General features: G+C 70.1%; 12 protein-coding genes. 6 read left to right on the top strand and 6 right to left on the bottom strand.

Features of this window, described 5'->3' with window-relative positions; genetic code table 11:
* From H8B08_RS19190 to rpsL, 4 genes are all read right to left on the bottom strand, one after another.
* The coding region (locus H8B08_RS19190) for a hypothetical protein (RefSeq protein WP_245158267.1) at positions 1 to 77 on the bottom strand (77 nt) is incomplete at its 3' end.
* A 49-nt stretch (positions 78 to 126) separates the two neighbouring features.
* On the bottom strand, positions 127 to 2,205 hold the full coding sequence (fusA, locus tag H8B08_RS08875) for an elongation factor G (RefSeq protein WP_187449830.1): 2,079 nt from the start codon (positions 2,203 to 2,205) through the stop codon (positions 127 to 129).
* Positions 2,206 to 2,310: 105 nt separating this feature from the next.
* Positions 2,311 to 2,784 (bottom strand): 30S ribosomal protein S7, encoded by a 474-nt coding sequence (rpsG, locus tag H8B08_RS08870; protein ID WP_187449829.1) that lies wholly within the window; start codon positions 2,782 to 2,784, stop codon positions 2,311 to 2,313.
* Positions 2,785 to 2,810: 26 nt separating this feature from the next.
* The gene (gene rpsL, locus H8B08_RS08865) at positions 2,811 to 3,182 is read right to left on the bottom strand and encodes a 30S ribosomal protein S12 (protein ID WP_163261398.1); all 372 of its coding nucleotides are present in this window, start codon (positions 3,180 to 3,182) and stop codon (positions 2,811 to 2,813) included.
* A gap of 323 nt (positions 3,183 to 3,505) precedes the next feature.
* Between rpsL and H8B08_RS08860 the strand changes: the two genes are divergently transcribed.
* The 5 genes from H8B08_RS08860 to H8B08_RS08840 are packed head-to-tail and all read left to right on the top strand — an operon-like array spanning position 3,506 to position 8,449.
* Complete coding sequence (locus tag H8B08_RS08860; RefSeq protein WP_187449828.1) at positions 3,506 to 4,219, top strand: hypothetical protein; 714 nt, start codon at positions 3,506 to 3,508, stop codon at positions 4,217 to 4,219.
* A 7-nt stretch (positions 4,220 to 4,226) separates the two neighbouring features.
* Complete coding sequence (locus tag H8B08_RS08855; RefSeq protein WP_187449827.1) at positions 4,227 to 5,795, top strand: efflux RND transporter periplasmic adaptor subunit; 1,569 nt, start codon at positions 4,227 to 4,229, stop codon at positions 5,793 to 5,795.
* Positions 5,796 to 5,805: 10 nt separating this feature from the next.
* Positions 5,806 to 6,486: an ABC transporter ATP-binding protein gene (locus H8B08_RS08850; RefSeq protein ID WP_370545444.1), complete on the top strand. Its 681-nt coding sequence runs from the start codon at positions 5,806 to 5,808 to the stop codon at positions 6,484 to 6,486.
* A complete protein-coding gene (locus H8B08_RS08845; RefSeq protein ID WP_222934374.1) occupies positions 6,483 to 7,709 on the top strand; it encodes an ABC transporter permease in 1,227 nt (408 codons plus the stop codon). Before H8B08_RS08850 ends, H8B08_RS08845 begins: the two co-directional genes overlap by 4 nt.
* Complete coding sequence (locus H8B08_RS08840) at positions 7,706 to 8,449, top strand: class I SAM-dependent methyltransferase (RefSeq protein WP_187449826.1); 744 nt, start codon at positions 7,706 to 7,708, stop codon at positions 8,447 to 8,449. The genes H8B08_RS08845 and H8B08_RS08840 overlap by 4 nt, the downstream gene beginning before the upstream one ends.
* A gap of 7 nt (positions 8,450 to 8,456) precedes the next feature.
* On the opposite strand, the gene H8B08_RS08835 is transcribed toward H8B08_RS08840, so the two are convergent.
* Both H8B08_RS08835 and H8B08_RS08830 read right to left on the bottom strand, forming a co-directional pair.
* Positions 8,457 to 8,894 (bottom strand): response regulator, encoded by a 438-nt coding sequence (locus H8B08_RS08835; RefSeq protein ID WP_187449825.1) that lies wholly within the window; start codon positions 8,892 to 8,894, stop codon positions 8,457 to 8,459.
* Positions 8,891 to 10,006: a histidine kinase dimerization/phosphoacceptor domain -containing protein gene (locus tag H8B08_RS08830; protein WP_187449824.1), complete on the bottom strand. Its 1,116-nt coding sequence runs from the start codon at positions 10,004 to 10,006 to the stop codon at positions 8,891 to 8,893. The genes H8B08_RS08835 and H8B08_RS08830 overlap by 4 nt, the downstream gene beginning before the upstream one ends.
* Before the next feature lie 210 nt (positions 10,007 to 10,216).
* Here H8B08_RS08830 and H8B08_RS08825 point away from each other — a divergent pair, with 210 nt between their 5' ends.
* Positions 10,217 to 11,281 (top strand): glycosyltransferase, encoded by a 1,065-nt coding sequence (locus H8B08_RS08825; protein ID WP_187449823.1) that lies wholly within the window; start codon positions 10,217 to 10,219, stop codon positions 11,279 to 11,281.
* The last annotated feature ends 6 nt before the right edge of the window (positions 11,282 to 11,287 follow it).

The following is an 11,287-nucleotide window of genomic DNA, read 5'->3' as shown; positions in this document are numbered from 1 at the left end:
GTCTTGCCGTGGTCGACGTGACCGATCGTGCCGATGTTGCAGTGCGGCTTGTTACGTTCGAACTTTTCCTTGGCCATTTCTCTAGCTCCGGCCCCTGAAACGGGGCGTGTCCTAAGGTTTCAGGGGTTACGCGTACTTCTTGATCACTTCGTCGGCGACGTGTTGCGGCACCGGCTCGTAGTGGTCGTATTGCATCGTGAACTGCGCGCGGCCTTGCGACATGCCGCGCAGGTTGCCCACGTAGCCGAACATGTTGGCCAGCGGAACGAAGGCGGTGACGATCTGCGCGTTGCCGCGCGTCTCGGTGCCCTGGATCTGACCACGGCGGCTGTTCAGGTCGCCGATGATGTCGCCCATGTACTCGTCCGGGGTCAGCACTTCGACCTTCATGATCGGCTCGAGCAGCTTCGGAGCGCCCTTCTCGCGCAGCTCCTTGAAGGCGGCGCGCGAAGCGATTTCGAAGGCCAGGACCGAGGAGTCGACGTCGTGGTAGGCGCCGTCGATCAGGGTCGCCTTGAAGTCGATCAGCGGGAAGCCGGCCAGCAGGCCGTTTTCCTTGGCCGACTCGATGCCCTTCTGGACGCCCGGGACGTATTCCTTCGGCACCGAGCCGCCGACGATGGTCGACTCGAACTGGAAGCCCGTGCCCGCTTCGGTCGGCTCGAACACCAGCTTCACGCGGGCGAACTGGCCGGTACCGCCGGTCTGCTTCTTGTGGGTGTAGTCGATCTCGGCCCGCTTACCCAGGGATTCACGGTAGGCCACCTGCGGCGCGCCGATGTTGGCTTCCACCTTGTAGGTGCGCTTCAGGATGTCGACCTTGATGTCCAGGTGCAGCTCGCCCATGCCCTTCATGATCGTCTGGCCCGACTCCTGGTCGGTGTGGACTGTGAAGGACGGGTCTTCGGCCACCAGCTTGGCCAGGGCGACGCCCAGCTTCTCCTGGTCGGCCTTCGACTTCGGCTCGATGGCGATTTCAATAACCGGGGCCGGGAATTCCATCTTTTCCAGGATCACCGGCGACTTCAGCGGGTCGCACAGGGTGTCGCCGGTCCGGGTGTCCTTCAGGCCAGCCAAGGCGATGATGTCGCCGGCGTAGGCTTCCTTGATGTCCTCGCGGTTGTTCGAGTGCATCAGCAGCATGCGGCCGACGCGCTCGCGCTTGTCGCGCGTGGCGTTCAGCAGGCCCATGCCGGCTTCGACCTTGCCCGAGTAGATGCGGCAGAAGGTCAGCGAGCCGACGAACGGGTCGTCCATGATCTTGAAGGCCAGGATCGACAGCGGCTCTTCGTCCGAAGCCTTACGCTCGACCGGTTGCTCGGTCTTGTAGTCGATGCCTTGGGTCGGCGGGATGTCCACCGGCGACGGCAGGTAGTCGACGACGGCGTCGAGCAGGGGCTGCACGCCCTTGTTCTTGAAGGCCGAGCCGCACAGGATCGGGTAGAAGGCGCCGGTCAGCACCGCCTTGCGGAGGCACTTCTTCAGCACTTCCTCCGACGGCTCTTCGCCGCCCAGGTAGGCTTCCATGGCGTCGTCGTCGAGTTCGACGGCGTTGTCGATCAGGTACTGGCGGGCTTCAGCCGCCTTGGCCTGCAGGTCGGCCGGGATCTCTTGATCCTCGTACTTCGCGCCCAGGCCGTCGTCGGCCCAGACCACCGCCTTCATGCGGACCAGGTCGACCAGGCCGCGCAGGGCGGACTCGGCGCCGATCGGGAACTGGATCGGAACGGCCTTCACGCCCAGGCGGTCGCGGATCGACTCGACGGACTTGTCGAAGTCGGCGCCCAGCTTGTCCATCTTGTTGATGAAGATGATGCGCGGCACGTTGTACTTGTCGGCCTGACGCCAGACCGTCTCGGTCTGCGGCTCGACGCCGGCGTTGCCGTCCAGCACCGTCACGGCGCCGTCGAGCACGCGCAGCGAGCGCTCGACTTCGATGGTGAAGTCGACGTGCCCGGGGGTGTCGATGATGTTCAGGCGCTTGCCGTTCCAGAAAGCGGTCGTCGCGGCCGACGTGATGGTGATGCCGCGCTCCTGCTCCTGTTCCATCCAGTCCATGGTGGCGGCGCCCTCGTGGACTTCGCCGATCTTGTGGGACTTGCCGGTGTAGTAAAGGATCCGCTCGGTCGTCGTCGTCTTGCCCGCGTCGATGTGGGCCATGATGCCGAAGTTGCGGTAGTCCTCGATCTTGTGCGTACGGGGCATAATTAAGCTCGGGTTCGCGGGGCGTTCGGGGAGATGGACGAACGACGCGGGCGGTTTATCCCAAACCGCCCGCGCCGAAAAGCACGCAAAGGTCGCTGGAGCTCGTTACCAGCGGTAGTGCGAGAACGCCCGGTTGGCTTCCGCCATCTTGTGGGTGTCTTCGCGCTTTTTCACGGCGGTGCCGCGGTTGTTGGAGGCGTCGAGCAGCTCGGCGGCGAGCTTCTCGGTCATGGTGTTTTCACCGCGGTTGCGCGCGGCGTTGACCAGCCAGCGGATGGCCAGGGCGCGGCGGCGGTCCGGACGGACTTCGACCGGCACCTGGTAGGTGGCGCCGCCGACCCGGCGGGAACGCACTTCCACGGCCGGCGCGACGTTGTCCAGCGCGGCGTGGAAAGCTTCCAGCGGCTGAACGTCCTTGCGCTTGGCGGCCAGGATGTCGAAGGCGCCGTAGACGATGTTTTCGGCCACGGCTTTTTTGCCTTCGTACATCACGTAGTTCATGAACTTCGTGACGACCAGGTCTCCGAACTTCGGATCCGGCAGAACCTGACGCTTCTCTGCGCGACGACGACGCGACATGCTTGTGTATCCTCTTCGCGCTTAGATTATTTCGGACGCTTGGCGCCGTAGTGCGAGCGACGCTGCTTACGATCCTTCACGCCCTGCGTGTCGAGCACGCCGCGGAGGATGTGGTAGCGAACGCCGGGCAAGTCCTTCACGCGGCCACCGCGGATGAGCACGACCGAGTGCTCCTGCAGGTTGTGGCCTTCGCCGGGGATGTAGCACACCGCTTCGATGCCCGAGGTCAGGCGCACCTTGGCGACCTTACGGAGAGCCGAGTTCGGCTTCTTCGGGGTGGTCGTGTACACGCGGGTGCAGACGCCGCGACGTTGCGGGCTGCCCTTCAGCGCGGGCACCTTGTTGCGCGACGGCTTCGGCGCGCGGGGCTTGCGGATCAACTGGTTGATCGTAGGCATGAAGCTCTCTTGATCGGGGAGGCGTGTGCCTTTCGGCCGGGGCGCCTCGGTCCTTCTTTTGGACGGGGACATCCCCGCCCGGGTTGACTGCTCGAGAGCCTTCCACGCAAACAACAAAACGTGCCGGAACGCGCGCTTCGGGCGCTCCGGCGGGCGACAGCCCATTCGTCCAATTGTCCACGAAGACGGATCGGTCGCCCGACCCGGACCTCGAAAGAGCGCGCTCCTTACGCGAGGGAGTCGGTTCCGTCAATGTTTCCTAATGCGCGACGGATCGCGCAGGCGGATCCGTTGAAGCTCGGCGCACCTCGCCGAGCCCGCCCATGCCCCGCCCCTCCCCGCTGCTGTCCGCCCTGCTCGTCGCCGGCCTCGCCGCCTGCGCCCACCACGGCCTCTCGCCGCACAGACCGGAAGGCGGACCGCCGCCGGGCGACCGCCCTGCCCGGCCGCAGCTGTTCGTCAGCCCCTGGGGCCAGCCCTACCGGGCCCCGTCCGGCGCCGCCTACCCGGTCCAGGCCTGGTTCGCCGAGACCGACGCGGACCACGACGGGCGGATCACCCGGGTCGAGTTCGTGGCCGGCGCGGACCGATTCTTCGACGTGCTGGACACCCGCAAGGACGGCCTGATCCGTGGCGACGAGGTCAGCGTCTACGAGGAGACCATTGTGCCCGAAATGCTGCCCCGGGTGGCGGCGGGTCCAGGACCGGAACCCGGCTTCCCGGGCGGCCCTGGCGGGATGGGCGGTCACCGCAAGGGGGGCGGCATGGGCGGCGACTTCAAGAAGGGCGGCAAGGGCCACCGCGGGGGCGGCTACCAGGGCGTCGCGCCCTACGCCCTGCTGAACGAGCCCCATCCGGTGCGCGGCGCCGACGCCGACCTGTCCCAGAGCGTCACCCGCGACGAGTTCAAGGCCGCCGCCAGCCGCCGCTTCGCCATGCTCGACACCGACCAGGACGGCGCGCTGACCGCGGCCGAGCTGCCGCTCACCCCGATCCAGAGCCTGTTCGCCGACGGATCGCGCCGTACCGGCCGTTGAACCCGTAATGACCGCTTCTTCGCCCGCCCCGCGCTTCTCCCGCCGGATCGATCGCCGCCTGTTGTGGCTGGGGGGGCTGGCCGCCCTGGCCCTGATCGTGCTGTTCGGCGCGCTCGGCCTCGGCCGCAAATCCGACGCCGCGCCCTATCGCACCGAGTCGGTCACCCGCGGCGACCTCACCCGCACGGTCTCCGCCTCCGGCTCGCTGGAGGCGCTGGTCACGGTGCAGGTGGGCTCGCAGCTGTCCGGTCAGGTCGAGCAGGTGCTGGTCGACTTCAACGACCGGGTGAAGCGCGGCCAGACCCTGGCCATCCTCGATCCGTCCACCTACCAGTCGCGCCTGGCGCAGGGTCGCGCCGAGGTGAAGGCGGCGGACGCCCAGGTCGCCCAGCAGAGGGCGGCGCTGGCCCAGACGCAAGCCGACGTGGCCGTGGCGCAGGCCGCCTTCAACCGCACCAAGGCGCTCGCCGACAAGGGCATCGCCGCCCAGGCCGCGCTCGATCAGGCGGACGCCGAGCTGAAGCGCGCCCGCGCGGCGGTCGGCTCGGCCCAGGCGGCGATCGGGGCCCAGGCGGCGCGGGTGAACCAGTCGCAGGCCGCGCTGGACGCCACCCGCGTCGACCTGGAGCGCACCCGGGTGGTCGCGCCCATCGACGGAATCGTCGTCGACCGCCAGATCGAGCCTGGCCAGACGGTCGCCGCCAGCCTGCAGGCGCCCACCCTGTTCGTGCTGGCCCAGGACCTGTCGCGGGTGCAGGCCAAGATCCTCGTCGACGAAGCCGACATCGGCCAGGTGCGCGAGGGCCAGGCCGTGCGCTTCACCGTCGACGCGTACCCGGACGAGACCTTCCGGGGCGTGGTCACCCAGGTCCGCAAGCAGCCCCAGACCGAGCAGAACGTCGTCGCCTACGTGGTGCTCGCCCAGGCCGACAATCCGAACGGCAAGCTGCTGCCCGGCATGACCGCCAACGCCGACATCGTCATCGAGCGGCGCACCGACGTCCTGAAGGTGCCGACCACGGCGCTGCGCTTCACCCCCGCCGACGCTCAGGGCGGTCAGAAGACCCGCCAGGGCGGCCTGCTGCCGATGGGCGGCCCGGCCGCCGACCGCAATCCGCGCGGCGGCGGCATGAACGCCGACCGCGTCTCAGAGGCGCTGGAGCTCGACGTCAAGCAGAAGGCGCAGGTCGCGCCGATCCTGACCGAGGCGCGGTCCAAGGCGCAGGCCGCCTCGGGCGACCGCCGCACCGCCATGCGCGAGGCGATGAACGCCGCCTTCGACAAGATCCGTCCCCTGCTACGCCCCGACCAGATCGAGAAGCTGGAGGCGCTCCGCTCGCGCACCGCCTCGGGCGGCCAGCGCGGCGTGGTCTGGGTGCTGCGCGACGACAAGCCGGTGGCCGTGCCGGTGCGGATCGGCGGCTCCGACGGGACCTCGACCGAGGTGCTCGGCGGCCAGCTGAAGGTCGGCGACCAGGTGATCACCGGGGGCGGTCCGCGTCCCAAGGCCCAGGCGGCGCTGCGCGGCGGCCGTAGCGGCGGTCCGGGCGGCCCCGGCGGCCCGGGGCCGATGTGAGGCTCGCGCCGTGATCGAAGTAAGCGGGCTTCAGAAGACCTACCTCATGGGCGAGGAGCGGGTGGCGGCGCTGGCCGACGTCACCCTCTCCATCGCCCGGGGCGAGCACGTGGCGGTGATCGGCCCGTCGGGCTCGGGCAAGTCGACCCTGATGAACATACTGGGCGGCCTGGACCGCCCCAGCGCCGGGACCTATCGCTTCGAGCGCGAGGCGGTCGGCGAGTTCGACGACGACCAGCTGGCCGACTTCCGCAACCGGCGGATCGGCTTCGTCTTCCAGAGCTTCCAGCTCCTGCCGCGGCTGTCGGCCCTGCAGAACGTGGAGCTGCCGCTGGTCTACGCCGGCGTCGATCCGCGCGAGCGGCGCGAGCGGGCGGCCGAACTGCTCGGCCGGGTGGGGCTGGGAAGCCGCATGGACCATCGCCCGACCCAGCTGTCCGGCGGCCAGCAGCAGCGCGTGGCCATCGCCCGCGCGCTCGCCAACGGCCCGGACCTGCTGCTGGCCGACGAGCCGACCGGCGCGCTGGACCAAGCCACCGGCCAGGAGGTGCTGACCCTGTTCGACGAACTGAACCGCCAGGGCCTGACCCTGCTGGTGGTCACCCATGACGCCGGCGTGGCCGCCCGCGCGCGCCGGCGCATCGCCTTCCGCGACGGCCGGGTGGTCTCGGACGACGGAGCCGGCGCGTGAAGACCGGCGACCTGTTCCGCTTTTCGCTCGGCGCCATCGTCGCCCACCCCATGCGCAGCGCCCTCACCGCGCTGGGCGTGGTCATCGGCGTCGCGGCCGTGGTGATGATGACCGCCATCGGCCTGGGCGCGCAGCAGCAGGTGACCAGCGCCATTTCCGGGCTCGGCTCCAACCTGCTGGTGGTCACGCCTGGCGCGGGCCGCGGCTTCGCCGCCCAGGCGGCGGGCTCCGGCATGGGCCTGAGCGACCGCGACGCCGCCGCCATCCGCCAGCAGGTCGAGGGCGTCGTCGCCGTCTCGCCGGCCGTGCGCGGCGGCCAGCAGGTGGTGGCCCAGGGCGCCAACTGGAACACCCGGGTGGAGGGCGTCACCCAGGACTACCTGGCCGCCCGCGACCTCTCCATCGCTTCAGGCCGGATGTTCGACGACCGTGAGGCCCAGCAGGGCCGCAAGATCGCGGTGCTGGGCCAGACCGTCGCCGACGAGCTGTTCCCGGGTCTCGATCCGATCGGCCAGCGGGTGCGGATCGGGACGGCGCCGTTCGAAGTGATCGGCGTCCTGGCCAGCAAGGGCCAGAGCGGTTTCGGCCAGGACCAGGACGACATCGTGCTGACCCCGCTGCAGGCGGCCCGCTCGCGCCTGTTCGGCCGGCGCGTGAAGGGCGACAACGTCCAGCAGATCTACGTCAAGGCGGCCGACGAGGACGCGCTTTACGCCATGGAGGACGACGTCAAGGCGTTGCTGCGCGAGCGCCACCGGATCGCGCCGGGCGCCGACGACGACTTCCAGGTGCAGAACATGGCCTCGATCCTGGAAGCCGGGCAGCAGGCCACCCAGACCTTCACCGTCCTGCTGGCGGCGGTCGCCGCCGTCTCGCTGCTGGTCGGCGGGGTCGGGATCATGAACATCATGCTGGTCTCGGTCACCGAACGCACCCGCGAGATCGGCCTGCGCATGGCGCTGGGCGCGCGCCGTTCTGACGTCCTGATGCAGTTCGCCCTGGAGTCGGTGGCGCTGTCCCTGGGCGGCGGCCTGATCGGCCTGTTGATCGGGGTCAGCGGCGCTTTGCTGCTGGCCAGGGTGGGCCAGTGGCCGGCCGCGGTGCCGGCCTGGGCGGCTCCGGTGTCGCTGGGCTTCTCGGTGCTGGTGGGCGTAGTGTTCGGGGCCTATCCCGCGTGGCGGGCCGCCCGGCTCGACCCCATCGAGGCGCTGAGACGCGAATGACCCCGGCGGATACGCCGACCCAGTTCTACGGAGCCGACATCGCCTACGTCCACGACGCGGGCTTTTCCGACTTCGCCCGCGCCGCCGCCGACGAGGTGCTGCGCCGCATGCCCGCGGAGAAGGCCGCGGTCGTCGACCTGGGCTGCGCCGGCGGCGTGCTGGCCGAGCGTCTAAGCAGCCGGGGACTGGAGGTGGTGGGTGTCGACCTGTCCGCGCCGCTGCTGGATCTGGCGCGCCGGCGCGCGCCGGACGCCCGCTTCATCCAGGCCTCGGCCTTCGAGGTCGACCTGCCCCGCGCCGCGGCGGTCTGCGCCATCGGCGAGGTGATCAATTACCAGCACGACGGGGCCGACCTCGGCCCCGACCGGCTCACCGCCTTCTTCCGTAAGGTGCACGACGCCCTGGCGCCGGGCGGAATCTTCCTGTTCGACGCGGCCGCGCCCCTGCGGGTCGGCAAGAGCGTGCGGCGCGGCTGGACCGAGGGCGAGGACTGGCACGTCGCCTTCGAGGTGGCTGAGGACCGCGACGCCGACACCCTCGCGCGCCGTGTGGTGGCCTTCCGCCGGATCGAGGGGGTCTGGCGGCGCACCGAGGAAACCCACCGCCAGCGCCTGTGGCCGCGCTCCTTCGTGGTCGCCGCGCTGAAGGAGGCCGGCTTCACCGTCGAGGTGTTGAGCGGCTACGGCGACCTGCCCTTCCCCGGCAGCCTGATCGGCTATTGCGCCACCAAGCCGGTCTGAGCCGGGCTCACGCGCTTCGGCCGCACAGGCGTTCGGTGAAGGCCGGCGCGACCTTGAGGCTGTGGGGCGGTTCGGCCATGGCGCGGCCCTCGGCCATGCATTGCTCGACGAAGGCGATCGCCTCCTGCATGCCGTGGATCGAATAGGGCTTGGGCACCAGGCCGGCCGCGCCGGCGAAATCCGCCGGCACCCGTTTCTGGTTGGCGGTCATGAACAGCACCGTCGCGCCGGACTCCGCGGAAATCCGGCGGGCCACCTCCACCCCCGTCGGGCCGTCGTAGAGGTGGATGTCGACCAGGGCCAGGTCGGGACGCGTGTCGCCGGCCAGGCGCAGGGCGTCGGCCGAAGTGGCCGCCTCGCCGACCACGTCGTGGCCGAGGTCCTCGACCAGCCAGGCGAGCTCGGCGGCGACCAGCACCTCGTCCTCGACGATCAGGACCCTCATCCGGCCCCTTCCCCTTCGCTGGGCAGCAGCACGACCGCCCGCGTACCGGGGTTCGCGCCTTCCCAGGTGGTGGTCGCGCGCAGCTGGCGCGACAGCAACTCGATGATGTGGCGACCGCCGCTGACGGTCTTGGCGTCGCCCATGTCGAAGCCGACGCCGTCGTCCTGGACGACGATGCGCTCCTTCTCGCCTTCGCGCCGGACCGCGACCCGGATCAGCCCGCCCTTCCCCTCCGGGTAGGCGTGCTTCATGGCGTTGGCGACCAGTTCGTTGACGATCAGCGACACCGGCGCGGCCTTGCCGGACGAAACGAAGACGGGCTCCAGGTCCAGCTCGAAGCGGATGCCGCGCTCGGCCGCGCCGGAGCTCAGGTCCTCGATGAGGTCGGCGACGAACTCCGCCACGTCGAACCGGCGCACGTCGTCGCTTTGGAACAGCCGCCGGTGGACGGTCGAGATCGCGCCCACCCGGTCCAGCACCCCGCGCAACGCCTCCTTCACCACAGGCTCGGCGCTGCGCCGCAGCTGCAGCTGGATCAGCGAGGAGATGAGCTGGAGGTTGTTTTTGACCCGGTGGTCCACCTCGTGGAGCAGCATGGTCTTCTGGTCGAGGGCGGTCTGCAGGTCGAGCGTACGGTCGTCCACCGCGCGCTCCAGGCCCTCGTAGGCCTCCTTGAGCGCCAGCTCGGCCTCGCGCTTGTCGCTGACGTCGGAGAGAACCGCGAAATAGTACTCCGGCGCACCGCTGGCATCGGCGACCGGGCTCAGCGAGACGGCGTTCCAGAACGCCGTGCCGTCCTTGCGGTAGTTGAGGATCTCGATCGACAGGGCGCGGCCCTCGGCGAGCGCGCGCCGGATCGCCTCGACGCTCTCCTGGTCGGTGCCCGGCCCCTGCAGGAAGCTGCAGCTGCGACCCAGGACCTCGTCCCGCGCATAGCCGGTCAGCTGCAGGAAAGCGTCATTGGCGAACACGATCGGCTTGCCAGGTCGACGGGCGTCGGCGAGCAGCATGGCCTTGCACGCGCCACGAAGCGCCGCGGCGAACAGATCGTTCTCGCCGTGCCGCTCGGCCAGATCACGGCCGACACGCTCGCGCTCGATCTGGTTGTCCATTCGCTACTCGAAACGCCCCCGCACCCGACCCACGGCCTAACGACGGAGCCCCATGATGGTTTCCGCCCAAAGCCAAAATATGGCGGTTCGGTGAACGCGCTCAATCCTTCCGGTCGCACCGGCAGCCGGTCCCGCCGCATCGCCGAGGCCGTGCCCGCCCGGGCGCGATAGCCCGCGAGCCTCGCGGCCATCGCAACGGTTCGGGCGCCAATGAACATACTCCACGTGATGCTCGCCGAGGGGTTCGGCGGCACGGAACGCTATCTGGCCGATCTCGCCCGACGGCAGATCGCTTCGGGCGACACGGTGGGCGCCGTCGTCAAGCCGCGTGATCCCAGGCTTCCGGCCTCGTTTCATGACCACGCGCCGGACGACCTGCGGATCTTCGAGACATCTCGTCTCTTCGCGCCGCTGACGATCCTTCGGGCGGCGCGGGCGCTGAAGGCCGACGTCGTCCACGCGCACGGCGGGCGGACCTCGAAGATCGTCGCCTCCACGCCGCTGCTGCCGCCGACGGTCGGGACGCTGCACATCAAGTATCGGCGCGCGGAGAGCGGCGGCCTCGGCGGCGTGATCAGGGTCGCGGAGTGGCAGGCGGCGGCCATGGCCGGCTTCAAGGGGCTGTCGATCACCGTCCCCAACTGGCTGCCGAACCTGGCCGATTGCACGGCCGAGGAGGTCGCCCTGGCGCGCAGCGCGGCCGACGCCCACGGCGCACCGCTGCTCGTGTTCGTAGGCCGGTTGGCTCCGGTCAAGGGCGTGGACCTGCTGATCGCCGCGTTCCGCGCCGTCGCCCCGGCGCACGCCCGCCTGGCGATCCTCGGCGACGGCGTCCTGCGGCCTGCGCTTGAGGCGCTGGCGGCCGGCGACGGTCGGATCACCTTCGCCGGACACGTGAGGAATCCCGCCGCCTGGTACGAAGCCGCCGACCTGCTGGTCATGCCCTCTCGCGCCGAACCGTTCGGCCTGGTGGCCCTGGAGGCCATGGCGCGCGGCGCTCCGATCGTGGCGACCCGCGCGGGCGGGCTCTCCGAAATCCTGTCGGAAACGCCGGCGCGGCTCGTGCCTCCGGGCGACGAGGGCGAGCTGGCGCGCGCCCTGGCGGAAACCTTCGCGGCGATGTCGACGGGCGCCTTTCCCAGGCGTGTCGCCTATGACCTGACCCGGTACGAAGGCGACCGCGCCGTGGCCCGGATCGAGCGCTTCTACCAGGACGTCGTCGACCGGCGCCGACGCGCCGGCCACGCCCCTGCCCCGGCCCCCGCATCCACCTGAGCGTCG

Source organism: Caulobacter sp. 17J80-11, from assembly GCF_014349105.1.
In the GTDB taxonomy this organism is placed as follows: Bacteria; Pseudomonadota; Alphaproteobacteria; order Caulobacterales; family Caulobacteraceae; genus 17J80-11.
Note: the sequence above shows the minus strand (reverse complement) of the source record. Positions and strands in the feature narration are given on the sequence as shown.